General features: G+C 42.4%; 21 protein-coding genes. 13 read left to right on the forward strand and 8 right to left on the reverse strand.

The window, feature by feature from the left end; all coding sequences use genetic code 11:
* Nucleotides 1-2: 2 nt before the first annotated feature.
* Nucleotides 3-1,652, reverse strand: coding sequence for an SLC13 family permease (locus CSV79_RS08230; protein ID WP_099688563.1), 1,650 nt, complete (start codon nt 1,650-1,652; stop codon nt 3-5).
* 256 nt (nt 1,653-1,908) lie between these two features.
* On the opposite strand from CSV79_RS08230, the gene CSV79_RS08235 reads away from it, so the two are divergent.
* Nucleotides 1,909-2,988, forward strand: a complete 1,080-nt coding sequence (locus CSV79_RS08235; protein WP_099688564.1) for an AI-2E family transporter — start codon at nt 1,909-1,911, stop codon at nt 2,986-2,988.
* Nucleotides 2,989-3,093: 105 nt separating this feature from the next.
* Nucleotides 3,094-3,372 (forward strand): hypothetical protein, encoded by a 279-nt coding sequence (locus tag CSV79_RS08240; protein ID WP_099688565.1) that lies wholly within the window; start codon nt 3,094-3,096, stop codon nt 3,370-3,372.
* Between the two features lie 39 nt (nt 3,373-3,411).
* On the opposite strand, the gene CSV79_RS08245 is transcribed toward CSV79_RS08240, so the two are convergent.
* Complete coding sequence (locus tag CSV79_RS08245; protein ID WP_099688586.1) at nt 3,412-4,119, reverse strand: hypothetical protein; 708 nt, start codon at nt 4,117-4,119, stop codon at nt 3,412-3,414.
* 124 nt (nt 4,120-4,243) lie between these two features.
* Between CSV79_RS08245 and CSV79_RS08250 the strand changes: the two genes are divergently transcribed.
* The 4 genes from CSV79_RS08250 to CSV79_RS08265 all read left to right on the forward strand — a co-directional run bounded on the left by CSV79_RS08250 (nt 4,244) and on the right by CSV79_RS08265 (nt 8,004).
* Nucleotides 4,244-5,062 (forward strand): ABC transporter permease, encoded by an 819-nt coding sequence (locus tag CSV79_RS08250; RefSeq protein WP_099688566.1) that lies wholly within the window; start codon nt 4,244-4,246, stop codon nt 5,060-5,062.
* Nucleotides 5,063-5,067: 5 nt separating this feature from the next.
* A complete protein-coding gene (locus tag CSV79_RS08255) occupies nt 5,068-5,847 on the forward strand; it encodes an ABC transporter ATP-binding protein (protein WP_099688567.1) in 780 nt (259 codons plus the stop codon).
* 70 nt (nt 5,848-5,917) lie between these two features.
* Entirely contained in the window at nt 5,918-6,964 is a 1,047-nt protein-coding gene (locus CSV79_RS08260; protein ID WP_483315702.1) for an ABC transporter substrate-binding protein, read from the forward strand.
* 146 nt (nt 6,965-7,110) lie between these two features.
* Nucleotides 7,111-8,004 carry a DMT family transporter gene (locus CSV79_RS08265; protein WP_099688568.1) on the forward strand — a complete coding sequence of 298 codons (894 nt, stop codon included), beginning with the start codon at nt 7,111-7,113 and terminating at the stop codon, nt 8,002-8,004.
* A gap of 51 nt (nt 8,005-8,055) precedes the next feature.
* Here CSV79_RS08265 and CSV79_RS08270 read toward each other — a convergent pair whose 3' ends face one another.
* The 4 genes from CSV79_RS08270 to hutG all read right to left on the reverse strand — a co-directional run bounded on the left by CSV79_RS08270 (nt 8,056) and on the right by hutG (nt 12,916).
* Nucleotides 8,056-9,006 (reverse strand): DMT family transporter, encoded by a 951-nt coding sequence (locus CSV79_RS08270; RefSeq protein WP_099688569.1) that lies wholly within the window; start codon nt 9,004-9,006, stop codon nt 8,056-8,058.
* Nucleotides 9,007-9,010: 4 nt separating this feature from the next.
* The gene (pepT, locus tag CSV79_RS08275; RefSeq protein ID WP_099688570.1) at nt 9,011-10,237 is read right to left on the reverse strand and encodes a peptidase T; all 1,227 of its coding nucleotides are present in this window, start codon (nt 10,235-10,237) and stop codon (nt 9,011-9,013) included.
* Between the two features lie 532 nt (nt 10,238-10,769).
* A complete protein-coding gene (gltS, locus tag CSV79_RS08280) occupies nt 10,770-11,960 on the reverse strand; it encodes a sodium/glutamate symporter (protein ID WP_099688571.1) in 1,191 nt (396 codons plus the stop codon).
* Nucleotides 11,957-12,916, reverse strand: a complete 960-nt coding sequence (gene hutG, locus CSV79_RS08285) for a formimidoylglutamase (protein WP_099688572.1) — start codon at nt 12,914-12,916, stop codon at nt 11,957-11,959. Before hutG ends, gltS begins: the two co-directional genes overlap by 4 nt.
* A gap of 113 nt (nt 12,917-13,029) precedes the next feature.
* Between hutG and CSV79_RS08290 the strand changes: the two genes are divergently transcribed.
* A complete protein-coding gene (locus tag CSV79_RS08290; protein WP_099688573.1) occupies nt 13,030-13,947 on the forward strand; it encodes a LysR family transcriptional regulator in 918 nt (305 codons plus the stop codon).
* A gap of 160 nt (nt 13,948-14,107) precedes the next feature.
* Here CSV79_RS08290 and CSV79_RS08295 read toward each other — a convergent pair whose 3' ends face one another.
* The gene (locus tag CSV79_RS08295) at nt 14,108-14,329 is read right to left on the reverse strand and encodes a DUF2187 family protein (protein ID WP_099688574.1); all 222 of its coding nucleotides are present in this window, start codon (nt 14,327-14,329) and stop codon (nt 14,108-14,110) included.
* Nucleotides 14,330-14,546: 217 nt separating this feature from the next.
* Here CSV79_RS08295 and CSV79_RS08300 point away from each other — a divergent pair, with 217 nt between their 5' ends.
* The 6 genes from CSV79_RS08300 (at nt 14,547) to CSV79_RS08325 (ending at nt 18,940) form a co-directional block, all read left to right on the forward strand.
* Nucleotides 14,547-14,810: a metal-sensitive transcriptional regulator gene (locus CSV79_RS08300; RefSeq protein WP_099688575.1), complete on the forward strand. Its 264-nt coding sequence runs from the start codon at nt 14,547-14,549 to the stop codon at nt 14,808-14,810.
* A gap of 92 nt (nt 14,811-14,902) precedes the next feature.
* Complete coding sequence (locus tag CSV79_RS08305; protein WP_099688576.1) at nt 14,903-15,382, forward strand: DsrE/DsrF/DrsH-like family protein; 480 nt, start codon at nt 14,903-14,905, stop codon at nt 15,380-15,382.
* Between the two features lie 45 nt (nt 15,383-15,427).
* Complete coding sequence (locus CSV79_RS08310) at nt 15,428-16,006, forward strand: sulfurtransferase TusA family protein (protein WP_099688577.1); 579 nt, start codon at nt 15,428-15,430, stop codon at nt 16,004-16,006.
* Nucleotides 16,003-17,124 carry an MBL fold metallo-hydrolase gene (locus tag CSV79_RS08315; protein WP_099688578.1) on the forward strand — a complete coding sequence of 374 codons (1,122 nt, stop codon included), beginning with the start codon at nt 16,003-16,005 and terminating at the stop codon, nt 17,122-17,124. The genes CSV79_RS08310 and CSV79_RS08315 overlap by 4 nt, the downstream gene beginning before the upstream one ends.
* 754 nt (nt 17,125-17,878) lie before the next feature.
* The gene (locus tag CSV79_RS08320) at nt 17,879-18,106 is read left to right on the forward strand and encodes a sulfurtransferase TusA family protein (protein ID WP_099688579.1); all 228 of its coding nucleotides are present in this window, start codon (nt 17,879-17,881) and stop codon (nt 18,104-18,106) included.
* 57 nt (nt 18,107-18,163) lie between these two features.
* On the forward strand, nt 18,164-18,940 hold the full coding sequence (locus CSV79_RS08325; protein ID WP_099688580.1) for a sulfite exporter TauE/SafE family protein: 777 nt from the start codon (nt 18,164-18,166) through the stop codon (nt 18,938-18,940).
* Between the two features lie 269 nt (nt 18,941-19,209).
* Here CSV79_RS08325 and CSV79_RS16800 read toward each other — a convergent pair whose 3' ends face one another.
* Entirely contained in the window at nt 19,210-19,377 is a 168-nt protein-coding gene (locus CSV79_RS16800) for a hypothetical protein (protein WP_158232497.1), read from the reverse strand.
* Nucleotides 19,378-19,706 lie beyond the last annotated feature (329 nt).

A 19,706-nucleotide genomic window follows, 5' to 3' on the forward strand; every position in this document is an offset into this window, starting at 1 on the left:
TTTTATCCTTTGAAAACTTCTGGTATCGTATTCAAATCGATGCCCCATAGTAAAGGAAGCAAGAAATAAATACAGAGTGTTACGAGTACGACGCCTAAAATATTAAGCGCAAAGCCGGCTTTTGCCATGTCGGGAATTCGTAGATAGCCCGAACCGAAGACGACGGCGTTTGGTGGAGTCGCAACAGGTAACATGAACGCACAAGAAGCCGCCACACCCGCCGCAATCATTAACGCATAAGGGTGGAAACCGAGTGCAAGTGCTAGTGAAGCCATGATAGGATACATCATCGAGGCAGTCGCTGTGTTTGATGTGATTTCAGTTAAGAAGATTACTAGTGCCGCAACAATTAAAATAATAACGATTAGTGGAACACCTTTCAATCCGATCAACTGGGCTCCAATCCACTCTGATAGTCCACTACTAACAAATCCTGCAGCAATAGCGAGTCCACCACCGAATAGAAGTAAAATACCCCAAGGCAACTTAACGGCAGTATTCCAATCTAGCAGGTGATCTCCCTTCTTATTAAAAGAAGGAATGATAAATAGAATCATAGCAAAGACAATCGCAATTAGACCATCACTTAAACCATCAATAAACTTGGATAAGAAGAAGGAGCGAGTAATCCATGAAAAAGCCGCTAGCGTAAAGACGATGAACACAAGAATTTCTTCAATCGATGGACGTCCTAATAATTTCTTTTCTTTTTCAATTACTTCGTGCCCACCCGGCAATGTCTTCACAGGCGATTTGTAAACTATTTTCACTAGATAGAACCAAGTGATTAAGATAAAAACCCAAGCAAACGGTACACCGAACAACATCCATTTTCCAAATGATAATTCGATTCCGTAAATTTTATTGACAGCTCCGGCTAGCAACGTGTTCGGTGGGGTACCGATTAATGTCGCAATCCCGCCTAAAGAAGCTGAATATGCGATACCGAGCATAAGTGCTTTACCAAAGCCAAAATTTTCTTTGGACGTATCGATGGATGGATCATCTTTCAATGCGATAGTGACTTGCGTAATAATCGCGAGACCAATTGGTACCATCATCATTGCAGTCGCTGTATTAGAAATCCACATTGAGAGGAATCCAGTCGCGACCATGAAACCAAGAACGATTTTGTCCATATTCGTTCCGATCACTGAAATGATCGTCAATGCAATTCGGCGGTGCAAGTTCCACTTTTCAAGCGCTAACGCAATCATAAAGCCGCCCATGAATAAGAAAATTGTTTCATCTCCATAAGAGGATGCCGTTTCTTTCATTTCTAGTCCGCCCGTCAAAGGAAACAATACGAGCGGTAACATGGAGGCAACGGGAATTGGAATCGCTTCCGTAATCCACCAAACAGCAATCCACACCGTACTAGCCAATATTGCAATTCCTGCAGTAGATAAATCAGCGGGTTTGAAAAAGATTAAAATAAGGGAAAACAATAGTGGGCCGAGAATTAAGCCAATGATCTGTGAAGCTGAATAGCTACGGGAGTCCTTGCCGCCGCCTTCATTTTGTACGCCAACTGTTTTTCCACCGTCTCTACCCTTTGCCATTTCTGAAGAATTGGTCGAGGTGAAGAAGCGGAAAACATCTTTTACTTGATCGTGTAATGACCAAAGACGATTCCAAGTCTGTTGTAACATAAGATCCCTTCATTTCTACGTTGTTTTTCTGGAGGAATTTGCATTCTTTCCAAGTCAGACCTATTTTACCGATGAAAGACCACTTGGACAAGAGGAATTGTGATATTTTCATATAGTTAGACCATAATTGTTACAATACAGTGCAGATTTTGCGAATTATTGTATAGCAATAGGTTGAGGGAAATTTTCGACAGGAACGGCTCAACAACGTATACTAAGGTTAACTACATATTTAAAAATGAAAGGAAGTGAGGATTTGACAAAGAAGGTATGGTTTCAAGTTGGCATTGGTATTTTACTTACACTTTTAATTACTAAGTATTTTTTGGAAGTAAATTATATTTTTAAACCAGTCGGCATTATCTTACACACGATTATCATGCCATTGATTTTTGGTGGCCTGCTGTACTACATGACAGAACCTATTCAGCGTTACTTAGAGAAAAAGGGATTGCCTAGATGGGGAAGCATTTTTTCTGTCATTCTTATATTAGTTGCGGTTCTTTGGATTTTAGTTGCACTGATTGGTCCGATTGTTACGAAACAAGTAAATAATCTTGTGGATAATGGACCTGCGCTCACGCAGCAGCTAGATCAAGTAAAAAATGAAGTAATCAATCAAAAGGATAATTTGCCAGAAGGATTACAGGACTCATTGAACTCGGCGGTCGAATCGGTTCAGTCCTTTGCGGTGAAGTTTGGTAAATGGTTTGTCCATTTCATCCAATCCTTTGTTCAAGCAGTCGTGTTATTACTCCTTGTACCATTTTTCTTCTTTTTTATGTTGAAAGACCATGAGAAGTTTGCACCAAAAATTTATAATTTATTCTCTGGGCAGCGCCGTGTATGGGTGAAGAAAACACTATCAGATATAGATGGTGTATTGCGTTCTTATATCCAAGGACAGTTACTCATCAGTGCTATTCTCGCGACGATTATATTTATCGGTTATCTCATTATCGGGCTAGAGTATGCATTGCTATTAGCAATACTAGCATTATTCATGAATCTCATTCCATTCATTGGACCGTGGATTGCTTTTGTACCTGCATTGTTAATCGCTTACTTACAGGATCCCAAACTCGTCATTTGGGTAGGTGTGGTTACATTGGTCGCACAACAGATTGATAGTAACCTAATTACACCAAACGTTATGGGGAAAACGCTCGATATCCATCCACTGACAGTTATTACGGTATTATTGGTTGCTGGAAGTCTTGCTGGATTCCTCGGAATTTTAGTAGCGGTACCTGCGTATGCAGTAGGAAAAGTCATCGTCCAAAATATTTATGAACGGCGAAGGGAAATTAGTCGAGCAGCAACGAAAGAAGTATAGTGGCAAAACCTCCAAGTCTTCAATGACTGGGAGGTTTTTTCGTTTATTTTACTGAATAGAATCATGCAATGTACACATCCTAATGAAAAAGGAAGGAAGTAGCGTATGTTAACAGAATTCCCAGTCATTCATACAAATATTTGGGATGCAATTTGGGGGGTTCCTGTAGTATTAGTAATTGTACTTTTGGCGAAATGGCTAGTAAACATACCACTCACTTGGCTATCAACGGTGGCTACTGTTTCAGCGCTAATTCTATCTGTTTTCATTAGTCATCGGGGTAATTTATCAGCGGGAATTTTCATGGGATTTTTCTATAGCGGGGCGGCTATGGGGATTATCTATTCTACAAAACAGTCTTTTCACGCCTATCGGAAAAGGTAAAACAGGTCCTTCGCAAAGAAATGCGAAAGGACCTGTTTATTATGGTAATGGGCAAAAACCGCAACGCATCAAGCCAGGAACGTCTTTTGAAAAACAACAAGTTTTGCGTACTGTTGTGTTCAGTAAGGCAGAAGGTTCCGAGCCATTTAAGTAACTGGCGAATCGTGAGTGTGTATGGATACCGGTCCATACTTCATTAGCTTTTAATATCTCTAAATCGTCTCGTGCTTCCATTTCACTGCCGGGATCTGAAAGTAACACATGATACTGCCATAACCAAAAGCCGAAAATATTTTCCCACGCGGTTAGTGGGGAAAGTGGGACGGCTGTGCGTAATGAAGTAATGACTGCATGTGCATTTTCTAAAATGCTACGAATATGCATCTGTCGCTCATCCTCATCGACCATCTGCCAATCCTTCGAGTCTATAAACATGCTAATCGTCCGATTACCAAACTCCTCGACTGCACCGAAACGTAAATCTTCCGCTACACCACTCCATAGTTCATCATAGGCCGCCAGATTATATAACTGCATTGCAAAAAACATGCCGATTCGTCGCATGAAGTAGGAGGCCGCAACGACTTCATCTGGACTTTGACTCACCATTTTCATCACCTGGATCAAGTCTGCAATCTTCGCATGATCTTGGAGATCAGCCAAAGTAAACACGGGATGTTGAGGTGTATCGACGTAAATACTGTAACTATTCAATTCTCTAATTTGGTCTGCTGTAAGTGTATTCATAGAGTTAGTATAATCAAAGAATTTAGTATAAACAACTAGTTCGTCTACCCATGTGGTTTGATCCGCAAGCCCAACCACTTCACTAGGCGTTTACATACAATAGGCAGTGAAGAGGTGGTGAAGTGTGAACAATCAACAACTTGCTCGCGATGAATCATTTGAAGTTGAACAGCGGGAGTGGAAACGTAGGCAGCGGAAAGAACGTGGGAAGCAATTATTGACGATTGTCTCTCCTGTATTCCTTTTATTGCTGTGGGAAGTAATGTCTAGAACCGGTATATTGGATATTCGATTTTTCCCGCCTCCTAGCAGAATTGTTCAAACGTTTTATGAAATGATCATGAGCGGAATGATGGCGAAACATGTCGGCGTGTCACTGTATCGAATTTTCATCGGATTTTTAGCGGGTGTAATTCCAGGTGTGATTATTGGCTTGTTGATGGGCTTGTATTCACCGATTCGGCATTTTGTTCAACCGATTGTAATGGCGCTTATGCCGATTCCTACATTGGCATTATTGCCGATTATCATTATTTTATTTGGCATCGGGGATTTGTCAAAAGTTGTGACGATTGCGGGTAGTGTGTTTTTCCCAGTTGTCATCAACACAGCTGCTGGTGTCTTGAACATCGACAAGATTTATTTGGATGTTGCAAATAATTACCAGACGAGTCGTTGGAATTTCTTTTTCAAAATCGCACTTCCGGGATCGTTGCCTGTCATGCTAGAAGGAATTCAAATGGGGCAGGCTATTGCACTGTTAACGATTGTAGCAGCAGAAATGATGGGGGCAACTTCGGGTATTGGTTATTTGATCTGGACTTCCTATAAAGCCTTTTTACTGCCCGAAATGTACGTTGGTCTAATTCTCATCTCCTTTTTCGGCTATTTATTTTCGATTTTCTTACGTGCCCTTCAAAATAAGTTATTGCCATGGAGGTGAATGAAATGGAGGGGAAGCCTAAAATTACGGTGGATGGCTTGATGAAAGCTTTTTATAAAAAACAAGGCAGTGTTATTGCGCTAGAAGATATTTCGTTGACTATTAATGAAGGGGAGTTCGTCTGCCTAGTCGGGCCAAGTGGATGCGGTAAGACAACGCTTCTGCGGATTTTGGCGGGTCTTGAGCACCCGAGCGTAGGTAGCTTTACGATTGAAACAGAAAATGAGGATCGACCGTTACAGTCTATGGTATTTCAAGAACGAGGTGTCATTCCATGGCTGACCGTTCGAGAAAATGTAGCGTTTGGTTTGAAAATGCGCAAATTACCAAAAGACTTTGTAGAAGAACGGACGAATTATTATTTGAAGAAAACAGGGCTGGAGCGTTTTTCTTCATTGTATCCAAAAGAATTATCGGGTGGTATGAAACAGCGTGTCAGTATCGCCAGAGCATTTGCTAATGATCCAGAGATTTTGTTAATGGATGAACCGTTTGGTGCGCTAGATGAACAAAATCGTTTCATCTTACAAGAAGAACTATTGAACATTTGGGCTGAGACGAAAAAGACCGTGTTATTTATTACGCATAGTATCGATGAAGCATTACTGCTGAGTGATCGTATTCTGTTGATGGGTGCACAACCTGGGAAAATCATTGCCGAGATTTCAATAGATAAGCCAAGGCCCCGAAAAATTGAAGATATTAGAAAGGATCCTGAAATGGCAGCGGTCTTCCTTGAGATATGGCATCATCTACAGGAAGAAGTATTGAAATCAAGAGAGTGAACAATAAAGAGTTAACGATAAAAGGAGAGATGATGTGGGGAAGTGGCTGAGAAAAGTAGGTTGGATCACGATGCTTGCAGTTGTATTAGTAGTAGGTGCATGTTCACCAAAAGAAACAGTACAACCGGTGCCGAATGATGGGAATCCAAAGTCCGGTGATTTAGCACCACTTGAAAAACGCGCGAAAATTTTCATCGCAGAGGACGGTGCAGCTTCCGGGGCGGGGTTCTATATTGCGAAAGAGAAGGGGTATTTTGAGGACTATAATATTGCGGTAGATTTCGCAGACTTTGCCAATAGTGATGATATGTTACCGGCATTAGCAGCAGGTGAAGTCGATATTGCGGGTGGTGTGTCCACTGCTTCATTCTTTAATGCTATTGCACAAGGAATTGACGTTCGAATTATTGCTGATAAAGGTCATAATATGCCAGGTAGATCATATTTCAGTTTCGTTATCGGTAACCATATGGTCGATGAAATCAAAGAGTATAGCGATTTCAAAGGAAAGAAAATCGCTGTGTCTTCCCGTAACTCCATTGATGGCTATATTTATGAGGAAATGTTAAAGCACGCAGGTTTGACGGAAGATGACGTGGAATACGTCCACATTGCAGATTTTGGTGCTATGCTTGGCGCCATTGATTCGGGAACGATTGACGCAGCACTCAATATTGAACCGTTAATCGCACAAGGTATCCATAATAAATTCCACGTTCGTTTCGGTGATGCGACGGATTATGCACCAGAGTCACAAATCGCAATGGTCTTAGCTTCGCCGCAGTTCATGGCGAATGAAGAATTGTCACTACGTTTCATGGCTGCCTATTTGAAAGGTGTGCGTGATTATAACGACGCATTCTTTAAAGATGAAGGAAAAGAAGAAGTGATTGATATTATGGTGAAACATACAGCACTCAAGGATCCTGAGTTATGGGAGCGAGTTTTCGTCACGGGACTTGATCCGAATGGCAAGATGTTCATCGACGATATTAAAAAGCAGTATGAGACATACAAAGCAAACGGTGCTATTCGAGGAGAAATTGATTTCGACAAGTCCGTAGATCCATCACTGGTCGAACGAGCAATCAAAGAAATAGGGTTGTATGAAGAATGAGTTGAAAATGGAAATTGAATAGTAATGAAAAAGCTAACTCCTGCTTCTATTCTGAGGCAGGGGTTTTACTATGTGAAATTTACTACATACCTTCTACAAATCATGATAAACTAATACGACTAATAAGCGGAAACATGGGGGATAGTATGAAAAAATATATAGGTGAAATCGGACTACTGATTACCGCCATCATTTGGGGTAGCGGCTTTGTAATGAGTGCAACGGCATTGGGTCATTACTCACCATATCAAATTTTAGCCGTTCGGTTTATGATTGGTGCTGTGTTACTTGGAATCGTATTCAATAAACGCCTGCGTCAAGTGGACAAGTCGGTGTTATGGAAAGGTTCGTTGCTCGGCTTGATGTTGTATACAGCATTTGCACTTCAAACAGTCGGCTTACAATTTACGACACCTTCGAAGAATGCTTTTTTAACGGGGGTGAACGTGGTCATCGTACCATTTATCGCTTTTATGATATATAAGCGTAAACTCGATACATACGAATTATTCGGAGCTGTTTTAGCGCTAGTTGGGGTAGCGGTACTGTCGTTGCAATGGTCTTCAAGTGTTAATGTAGGAGACGTTCTAACAGTAGGATGTGCCGTCATGTTCGCGTTCCATATTTTCTATACAGCGAAGTTTGTACGTACAGAGGATGCGGTGTTATTAACGTTATTGCAGATGGCTGTGGCGGCAGTGATTGGTTGTATGGCGGTCATTTTATTAGGTGAGACATCTTTTTCAATGAACCTAACAGGGATAAGTTCATTGCTATATTTGGCTGTTTTCTCAACAACAATCGCATTTTTGATGCAAACAGTTGGGCAGAAATATGTATCCGAAACGAAAGCAGCCATTATACTTTCGACCGAGTCGGTATGGGGCATGGCGTTTTCTATCGCACTTGCGTATGAAGTGTTGACGTTCCGTATGTTCGTCGGTGCAGTGCTAATATTTACTGCAATTGTATTATCAGAAACGAAACCGCGACTGTTTAAAAAGCAGAGTTTGCGGAAAATAAAAGAACATAAAGTATGAAACAGGGCGACCTGGTAAGTCATCATCACGTGACTTTCCCGGATCACCCTTTTATTTATTGCTAGCTAATGAACTTTGGTAACTGTGCAATGACAAGCCACCAATGATGACTAACACGCCAATCAATGAAATCGGGCCTGGTAATGGCAGACTTAGCAATAGCATTTCTCCGAGCAATGCAAAGATTAACTCGAAGGACTGTGTCGCTTCGACAGCCGCGAGCTTGCCCTGATCATGCTGCACCCTATCGGTAGCCAAGAAGAAAAGGGAAGTCGCAATAACGCCAGAACTGATCGCAACAATAAGCGACTGCACGACTTGGCTAGTTGAAGGAAGGCCAATCGTTACCCATGCATACAGCGCCATGATCAACCAAATGGGTATCGTCATAAGCGTCATCGCAAGTACGCGTTGGAACATATCCAATCGGCCACCGAGTAAGTTCATCATTTTACGGTTCCCTAGTGGATAGGCAACTGCTGCGACAACTAACGGCAGTGTACCGAGCAAGATGACTTTCGTTGATACACTGCTTGCATGAGGAAACTGAATCAGCACGACCCCTACTAAAATGACCGATGAAATAGCTAGTGAAGCTATAGGGATGCGGTGGCGTATTGTCCGGATCTCGCCCGTTTCAGATGTTACGTTATATGTAAACAACGGGGCAAGACAGACCCCCATGACAAGCGTTAACTGCCAAGTTCCTGCAACGAGCCAGCCAGGACTATAGCCAGCAGAAAACGTTAGCGGTCCGTAAAATAACACAAATGCTACAAAGCTCCAGAGGAAAAAAGGACGCGGTGCAGCTGTCATTTCTCGCTTTACTCCCGGCAAGCCCCCGCGCATAGCGACGATTAGTACAAGAAATGGCACCATGAAGAAATAGCGCAGTGATGCACTCCATAGCCAACTTCCACCTTCAAGTTCCATCGATCGATTCAAAACAAAAGTAACCGCAAAAAAGAGTGAAGATAGAATGCCGATTCCAATGACTTTCATGCGTTTATCCCCGTTGCTCTAGAAGTTGTAAAACTTCGATAATCACTCGTGTCGCGAGTACCATATTATCGGCTGAGATGAATTCATACTTGCCGTGGTAATTTTCCCCGCCCGTGAAAATATTCGGAGTAGGCATACCCATGAACGATAATTGTGATCCATCAGTCCCCCCGCGAATTGGCTCGATTTTCGGCTCGATACCAAGAGTACGATAGACATCCGCTATAACATCAACAATTTCCATTACAGGTTCAATTTTTTCACCCATATTAAAGTATTGATCAGTTAATGAGAGTTCCACCGCGTGTTCACCGTACTTCTCCTGAAGTTGAGATACCGTGTCCGACACTAACTGCTTTCGTGCTTCAAACGCTTGGCGATCAAAATCACGAATAATGTACTGATACGTTGTTTTCTCTACCGTGCCTTTAGCTTCCATCAGATGAATGAATCCCTCGTACTGTTCAGTTTCTTGCGGGATTTCATTAGCTGGCATTGCTGCTTGGAACTCTGCCGCTATTAATAAGGAGTTCACCATTTTACCTTTCGCAGACCCTGGGTGTACATTCGTTCCGTGGAATGTGAGTACTGCACCTGCTGCATTGAAACTTTCATACTGTAGTTCACCAAGTGGACCTCCGTCCATTGTATACGCATACTCCGCACCGAATCGTTCTACATCGAACTTATGTGGGCCACGTCCAATTTCCTCATCTGGTGTGAAGCCGACACGTACTTTACCGTGTTTAATCTCTGGATGTTCCACTAAGTATTGCATAGCCGTCATGATTTCGGTAATACCTGCTTTATCATCCGCTCCAAGCAATGTCGTGCCGTCTGTAGTAATTAAAGTATGACCGACATAATTATTCAGCTCAGGAAATGCCTGTACGGTCATAGTCGTCGTTTCATTCAACGAAATATCTTTACCGTCGTAGTTGTCTATACGCTGTGGCTGGACGTTCGTACCTGTATAGTCCGTCGCCGTATCGACATGCGCCAAGAAGCCCACAGTCGGCAGCTCTTTGTCTGTATTAGCCGGCAACGTCGCGAATAAATAGCCGTTGTCATCGAGAGAAATCTCTTCTAACCCAATCTCCGCTAGTTCTTTCTCTAACATATGCAATAAATCCCACTGACCTACCGTAGATGGCGTTGTCGTAGAGTTCGAGTCAGATTGTGTATCAATTATTGCGTAGCGAATCAAACGTTCAATCAATTGATCTTTCATGTAAAAAACTCCTCCCCGAGATACATTTTTCCATTTTCAGTTTAACAGAAACTTGTGTGAATTACGTCCAAAACGAACGCAAAAAGAACCGGAAAACTCCGGTTCTTCGTTTGCAGATGAAAATAGGTAAGTAGAAAAGTTAGAAAGTGAGTGGTTCAGGACTTAAAGCAAAGACGTGCACATAACGCTACGCTTTTACTCGCAAAAGCCGTCCTTTGCAACGCTTGACTAATGTTTTCTTCTAGAGTTAGCGAGTGGAATATTTTGCTTTGCACTTTGTCTTTTCATTTGAATTTAAAGAAGTAAAGGGCAAACACTAAGTCACTTGAAAATTATAATGATGTTTCAAACTGCTTGCAGTCTTGGTATAGGATTGAAGCGTAAGAGGGTCGACTCCGGGAGGATTAGCGTGAGTCTGAGACCCTGGACTGAACGTAGTGAAGGAAGCGGCTCAGGCCACGCCCTCCGGAAAGCGTACCCTCTGGAGCGCAAATCCCGAACCGCATGCTAACTTTCTCTTCCTCTATCTACATCAACTAAATATATTAATTGTAGTAATTATAATCGGCATGGACACGACATCTATTAAGAACGCACCGACAATAGGTACGATCAAGAACGCCTTGCGTGACGGGCCGTATCTAGCCGTAACTGCCGCCATATTAGCCATAGCGTTTGGCGTAGCTCCCAGACCGTGTCCCGCGAAACCTGCAACCATAACCGCAGCATCGTAATTCTTGCCGAGAATACGGAACAGGATAAAAATACCGAACAAAACAACGAATAGAACTTGTACGAAGACGATGACTAGCAATGGCAATGCCAAATCGGCAACTTCCCATAGCTTAATGCTCATCAATGCCATCGATAAGAAAATACCAAGTGACACATCACCAATTAAGTTGATGCTCGTCATATGAACAGCGTCGCCCTTGAATCGATCGACAACGTTTCGTACGATAACAGCGACAAACATCGCGCCAACATAACCTGGCATAACAAAACCTGTAGCGCTAGAGAATAGATCGCCTATAAACGTACCGCCCGCGATACAAAGAGTGATGAGCAATACTTGCGTCAAGAAATTATCCGTATTGATCGCTGGTTCATGTGCTTCTGCTGAGTAAGCTACTTCATGCTCTACTTCTGTAGACTTCAAATCATGTTTTTTGATAAGGTACTTAACGATAGGTCCACCAATTAAACCACCTGCAACGAGACCGAATGTAGCGGCTGCGATACCGATAGATAGCGCGGAATCAATACCAAGACCTTCTAATGTTTGTCCATACGCAGTGGCACCACCATGACCACCTTCCATGGAGACGGCGCCAGCCATCATACCAATTAGTGGATGTATGTTAAATAAGTAGGACATCGAGACGCCAATGGCATTTTGAGCCAATGCTAAAAATCCACAAGCTACCCAGTAAATAATGAGTAGTTTTCCGCCTAAACGGATAAGGCTAAAGCTTGCGCCTAAACCAACTGTCGTGAAAAATGTTAGCATAAATAAATTTTGCAGTGACGTGTCTAATTGAAAGCTCAGTAAGTCGAAGTATTTCAAAATAGTCGCCAAAATTGCGAAAAGCAACCCGCCAACAACAGGGGCGGGAATACAGAACTTCTGAAGAACACCAATTTTTCGTACCAGTATCGTTCCGATCGTTAAAAGAGCCAAGGCTAAAAATAGTGTCGTAATTTGATTAAGCTCCAATGTCATGTGATTCGACCTCCTAGCAATGCAACGATTGCTTCATTTGTTAAATAGGCACCTAGTTTGACCGTCTGGTTTTGCTGGTCAAGTGCGGGATTAATTTCTGATATGTCGAATGAAAGGGTTTTCTCATGAGATGCGACCGTTTGTATGAATGAGCGCACGGTTAGCGGGTCCAATCCAAAGGGTGAAGGTGCGCTCACACCTGGTGCAACTGCCGCATTCAAGACATCAGAGCATAATGTTAACAAAACATAGTCCTGTTGTTCAATGAAAAAAGCGATTTTTTGTAAAGTATCGTCCAGATGACCCGACGAAATCTCTTGCTCTAGCACATACGTCACACCTTGTGCATCGGCTTCTTGGAATAAAATATCGGTATTGCCGTATTCTTGAATGCCGAGGACTAAGTATTCGACGTTCGGATCTTTATCTAACATTTGCTTGAACATCGTACCCGAAGAAGGTTGTTCTTCATAGCTCCGCAAATCAAAATGCGCATCGATATTGATCACGCCAAGCTTTGCATCAGGTCCGATAAATTCGCGAACGCCTAAATAATGTCCGTAAGCAGTTTCGTGACCGCCGCCTAAAATAACAGGGTTCGCATTTTTTTCGAGGCACTCTCGAACAGCCGCACCCAGCTCAGCTTGTGCACGCTCCAGTTGAGTTCCTTCACAAACTATCGTACCCATATCGAACAATTGGCATTCAGCCGGCATGCGCCAGGGAAGTTTTGCCAACTCACTGCGAAGAGCATTCGGTCCGTCGGCAGCGCCTAATCGCCCATTATTACGACGAACCCCTTCCTCAGAGGAAAAGCCGATCAGTGCACAGGTTTTATTGGTAACGCTTTCTTTTAACTCGGAAAGTTGTACAATTTGATGCATACGAAATGCAGATCTATTAGTTTTACTATCCGTGCGACCGGACCAGTTAGTTTTATCTGTTTGAATTAACAATATACTTCATCCTTTCCGTCATGTTACAGTAATTATAAAGGTTCGCATTTATTAATACTAATACATCTTTCTCATAGATTTATGCCTTTTAGTTATAAATGGAGGAGAACTATATGGAAATTAAACAATTACTGTATTTTGTCATGGTCGTTCAGCAGTCGAGTTTTTCGGAAGCGGCGAAGAAACTTCATTTATCTCAACCGTCTTTAAGTAAAGCAATTAAGAACTTAGAGACAGAAGTGGGCTTTCGTCTGTTGGAGCGGACCACGAAAAAAATTCAGTTGACCGATTCAGGGAATGTTATTTACGAACGAGCACTACACATTCTCAATGAAACAGACATTTTACAGCGAGAAATTAAAGAAGTGAAGTGGAATGGTAGTGGTAAAGTTCAAATTGGTATGATTGAATCCGTAAAAAATTGGATTCCTTCTATTTTACATTGGTACCAGCAAGCGTTTCCGGCGATGAAAGTAAAGTTAATTGAAGTATTAAGCCTAGAAGATGTTGAGCGGGCGCTTCGTCAGTACGAAGTTCATATTTGCTTGACCAATCATTTAATCGATTCACCCGATTTTTTGACGACTCCTCTTTATGAAGAACGACTAGTTATCATCATGCATCCAGGGCATATACTTGCAAGTAGAGAGTCGTTAACGTTAGCTGATTTAGAAGATGAACCATTCATTATTACGAGCTACGGTTTCCAGACGAGACAGGATATCATTACCGTATTTAATGAAGAAGGTATTCGCTTAAACATCCAATATGAAGTAGAACGTTTTGAGACCATTATAGAATTAGTAAGGGCAAATATCGGGATTTCTATCATTCCTCAAAAGTATTTTGATAATCGGCTAGATCAATCGCTCGTTATCAAAACGATTGATTCTCAAAGTCTAAAACGCACCGTCTACTTAACGTATTTAAAAAATCGCTATATGCCACCTGCTATTGAAGCATTGATTGGTCGTATGCAGCTACCGCTCACGAAAAATATAGCTTCAGTTAAGCAAGTGGAAAATGAGTAGCTATATGAATAAACTGTTGTTTGGATTTTTTTTAGTATACTTATCAGTCTGGGAATTTCCCTTACACTATTCGCTTATTTATGGCGCATCTGAAAGTAGTAATTGCCATTTTTGATCAAAAAAATAGCCTTGCAAGGAAGTTGCAAGGCGTTAAGAAAAATTATACTACTGTGTAGTTTTTGTGTGCGACAACAGTCATATTGGAAGCTGCACCAATTTGCTCTGCGTCTGCATCGGAAATTTTGACGATGACGGAGTTTTCGAGAATCTTGAAGATGGTTCCAGAAACTTCATGATCGTTACGGTTGAAAGATATGACTTCATCAACTTGTCGTAATGCTACAAAATCGGAAACCGGACGATCTTTACGTGGGAATGCCATTCAAATCAACTCCTTCATGATAATAATCTTTTCTGCCGTGGACAGGTGCAATAAACGTACAATAGCTTACTAGGACTAGTATAACACATTTCGAGAATAATTTCAGAATAGTAGAAACCTGTCGAATAAAATCGATATAAAGTATTGGCAAACTCTTTCGTTGACAACATACCTGCTGGGGTATATGATATGGGTAATGAAAAGGACGGTGAGAGAAATGGAATACGATGACAAAGTAAAAAATCGGTTAAAGCGCATTGAAGGTCAAATCAAAGGTGTCTTGCGTATGATGGAAGAAGGTAAGGACTGTAAAGAAGTCATCACCCAATTATCCGCCAGTCGTTCTGCGATTGATCGAACAATCGGTGTCATTGTCAGTACCAATTTAATTGCTTGCATGGAAAATTTGGATGAAACTGATGATCGCACACATGAATCGATTATTAATGAAGCGGTGAACTTGCTTGTAAAGAGTCGGTGAGTATTGTTCTTGACTCTTTTTTTTATAACACATATTATACCCATAGGGGTATGCAGAGAAGATGAATCAGATAAATAGAAAGGAACGAGAATATGACTGAACAAAAGAAAACAACGATTGTGCTATTTAGTGGAGATTATGATAAAGCGATGGCTGCTTATATTATCGCCAACGGAGCAGCTGCTTATGATCACGAAGTAACCATTTTTCATACGTTTTGGGGATTGAATGCATTGCGTAAAGATGAACCGATCAAAAGCAATAAGAGCTTCATTGAAAAGGCATTTGGAAAGATGATGCCACGTGGTGCAGATAAAATGGGACTTTCTCAAATGAACTTTGCAGGAATGGGTCCTAAGATGATCAAACAAGTGATGAAAAAGCATAACGCGATGACATTACCACAGCTAATTGATATGGCAATAGAGCAGGACGTCAAACTGATCGCTTGTACGATGACGATGGATTTACTTGGGCTCGGTCAGTCAGAACTTCTTGAAGAAGTTGAGTATGGTGGCGTCGCTGCTTACTTAGGTGAAGCACAAGACGGTCATGTAAACTTGTTCATATAATTTTTTTGTTAAAAATAATACCCCTAGGTGTATGGGAGGAAATCAATGATTCAGACAAATAAAGTATTGGATGCGAAAGGTTTAGCTTGTCCGATGCCAATTGTGAAGACAAGAAAGATGATGAAAGATATGAAAGAAGGGCAAGTGCTCGAAGTCCTTTCAACAGATTCAGGAACCACTGCCGACTTACGCGCTTGGTCCGAAAGCGCGGGTCATCAATACGTAGGGAATGTAGAAGAAGATGGCGTCTGGCGGCACTTTGTTCGAAAGGCAGACAGCGGCGAGAAACAAGAGACAGTCTATCCATTTACAGTGGAAAATAAACAACTTCTAGAAAGTTTACAACATCCACAAGCGGTGCTGATTGATGTGAGAGAAACTGCTGAGTATGCTTTTGGTCATATACCCGGTGCCCTATCTATTCCTTTGGGTCAACTGGACGAACGTATGAAGTATTTAGATAAAGAACAAAAGCTTTACGTCGTTTGCCGCACAGGTAATCGTAGTGACATGGCGTGCCGCAAGATGGTAGCCGCAGGATTTGAGTGTGTCATGAATGTTATACCTGGCATGTCAGAGTGGGATGGAGAAATAGAAAATACAACAGGGGGTATGAAAGAATGAGAACAGTTCAAGTAGGTGAAGTTGCTAAAAAGGTAATTTCCAAGGAGCCATTATTCATTCTGGACGTACGAAATCAAGATGCCTTTGAAGATTGGAAAATCGAAGGGGAGCAAGTTCGTCATGTGAATGTGCCATATTTTGAATTACTTGACGGAACAGAAGAAATTGCAGATCAACTACCGAAAGATCAAGAGATCCTTGTAGTATGTGCAAAAGAAGGTTCTTCTATTATGGTAGCCGAAATTCTTGAAGACGAAGGGTTTACAGTTTCTTACTTATCCGGTGGAATGAGAGCGTGGAGCGAGCATTTAGAGCCGGTGAAAGTGGCAGATTTGAAATCTGGCGGTGAGCTGTATCAATTCGTTCGTATCGGTAAAGGGTGTCTTTCCTATATGGTCACTTCTGGCGGGGAAGCAGCAATTATAGATGCGACACGTATGACGGATATTTTCACGGACTTTGCTGATCAAAAAGGTGTGAAGATTACACATATCTTAGATACACATCTACACGCAGACCATATTTCAGGTGGTCGTAAAATTGCACAAGCAACGGGCGCGACGTATTGGTTGCCACCGAAAGACGCGGAAGAAGTGACGTTTGACTATGCTCCACTTGAAGGCGATACATCTATTAAAATTGGAGAAACGAAGATTGATATTCAAGCGCTTTATTCTCCTGGTCATACAATCGGCTCCACTTCATTTATCGTTGATGATAGCTATTTGATGACAGGCGATATTTTATTCATCGATTCCATCGGGCGCCCTGACTTAGCTGGCTTGGCAGACGATTGGGTAAGCGATTTGCGCGAGTCGTTATATATACGCTATCAGGAACTATCAGAAGACCTAACCGTATTACCTGCTCATTTCATGATTATAGAAGAATTAAACGAAGACGGTAGCGTTTCCGAGAAGTTAGGCGTATTATACAAACGGAACCACAGCTTGAACATTGAAGACGAAGAGCAATTCAGAGAGCTCGTAACAGGCGACTTACCACCACAACCAAACGCCTATCAAGAAATTCGTCAAACCAACATGGGTAAAATTGCACCGGACGAAGACACACAACGCGAAATGGAAATCGGCCCAAATCGTTGTGCGGTGCGATAATAGATCGTGTATGTCCTACTTACCACTTGCAGGCGCCTACGTTTTGTAAGGAAAAGTAAGTGGCATGGTACGTTGAAGTTAGTAAGGAATTCAGTAATTCCTAGACACTTTGATCCGCTTCTGAATTTTGTTAAGTAATCATCGCTGTACCCACTTCGGCGCTGGCGGATGGCTCCCGCGATGAGCCAGAAAGGAAGAGCACCTATCTGTCTCATCGCTCCGCCTACCGCTTGTAAGGCGCCTTCGTTTAGTGAGGGAAGGTAAGTATCATAGTACGCCAAAGTCTGAAAGTGAATATTACTAAGTACCAAAGACTACTAGAACTACACTGTACACAAAAGCGAAGGCACAACTGCGGGGTCGGCCGAAGCCATGAGACAACTAGCGCGACTTTCGCTTGTTGGCTCCTGGCGGGAGGCAATCCCCCACGTGCCGAAGCGATGATAGAAAGCCGATCTTTACTAACTTAAGTACCGTGAAAAAGTCGAGCAACGATCCAATACAAACTGGTTTTCCACTGTATCAAAGCTTACCAAAACTACACTGTACTCAAAAAGCGAAGGCACAACTGCGGGGTCGGCCGAAACAAAGAGACAGCTAGCGCGTACTTTCGCTAGTTGGCTCTTTGTGGAAGGCAATCCCCCACGTGCCGAAGCGATGATAGAAAGCCGACCTTTACTAACTTAAGTACCGTAAAAAAGTCGAGCAACGACCCAACAAAAATTAAAAAGTTAATTAAAAGGAGAAGATATAAATGACTTCAACAACATTCTTAGACGCTAAAGGTTTAGCATGTCCTATGCCAATCGTACGTGCAAGAAAAGCTATGAAAGACCTACAAGCAGGAGACATCCTTGAAATCCACACAACAGACAAAGGGTCCGTAGCTGACCTAACTGCATGGGCTGCATCAGGCAACCACCAAATCACCGACCAACAACAGGAGTCGGATGTCTTTAAATTTTGGATACAAAAAGGGTAAATTAAGAAGGGGGGATCTTTTGCCCCTCTTTTATCAATTGTAGGAAGGAAGGACATCATGAGTATTACATTTATTATCACCATCTTCCTCATTGGATTCGTCGGATCATTCCTCTCCGGCATGATGGGAATTGGCGGTGCCATCGTCAAATATCCGATGTTATTATTCATTCCAGCGTTGCTAGGTTTTACTGCATTTTCGCCGCATGATGTTTCGGGTATTACAGCGGTTGAAGTATTTTTCGCCTCACTTTCCGGTGTCTTAGCCTATCGGAAAAGTAATTTAATTTTAAAACCACTCGTGTTATATATGGGTATTAGCGTATTACTCGGTAGTGTAATCGGAGGCGCAGGTTCTAGCCTTCTATCAGAAGAAACTGTAAATATTGTCTATGGTGTGCTTGCAGTCACGGCTGCCATTATGATGCTTATACCGAAAAAAGGCCTCGATGATATGCCGATAGAAGACATCACCTTTAATCGATTTGTAGCTTCAAGTGCGGCATTTATTGTCGGACTAGCAGCCGGAATTGTGGGTGCGGGCGGTGCGTTTATTATGGTGCCGATCATGCTAGTGATTCTAAAAATCCCAACACGGGTTACAATTGCTACGTCATTGGCGATTACGTTATTATCGTCAGTCGGTTCCGCAACAGGCAAAGTCTTCACAGGCCAAGTACCGTATGGCCCTGCGCTTGTAATGATCGTAGCTAGCATAATCGCGGCCCCAATTGGTGTCAAAACCAGTCGCAAAGTTAACACCAAAGTATTGCAAGGAATTCTAGCGGTACTAATCATGCTCTCAGCCGCCAAGATCTGGTGGGATATTTTTTAAAGAATACAAGAGTTACTAGAATGTTGGTCACTGTACCTACTGCAGCGCTGGCCGTTGTTTAGTCAGGGGATGTAGGATGCATAGTACGATGAAGTTAGTAAGGGATTTAGGTAACTTCTAGACACTTTTTAACGCTTTTATATGTAGAGAAGCAATTCATCACTGTACTCACTTCGGCGCTGGCGGATGGCTCCCGCAATAAGCCAGAAAGGAAGACCGCCTCTCTGTCTCATTGCTCCGCCTACCGCTTGTAAGGCGCCTTCGTTTGGTTAGGAGAAGAAGTCGCATAGTACGTTGAAGTTAGTAAGGAATTCAGTAATTTCTAGACACTTTACAATGCTTCTGTATGTAGTGAAGTGATCATCACTGAACCCACTTCGGCGCTGGCGGATGGCTCCCGCGATGAGCCAGAAAGGAAGAGCGCCTCTCTGTCTCATCGCTCCGCCTACCGCTTGTAAGGCGCCTTCGTTAAGTGAGTGGAAGTAAGTAGCATAGTACTTTAAAGTCTAAAAGTGAATTTAACTATGTACCAAAGACTACTAAAACTACACTGTTCTCAAAAGCGAAGGCACAACTGCGGGGTCAGCCGAAACAAAGAGACAGCTAGCGACCTTTGCTAGTTGGCTCTTTGTGGGAGGCAATCCCCCACGTGCCGAAGCGATGACAGGAAACCGACCTTTACTAACTTCGGTATCGAAAAAAAGTCGCGAAACGCCCCAACACAAACTGATTTTCCTACGTACAGAAACCCATCCAACCTACCTTG

Source organism: Sporosarcina sp. P13 (assembly GCF_002743055.1).
GTDB lineage: Bacteria > Bacillota > Bacilli > Bacillales_A > Planococcaceae > Sporosarcina.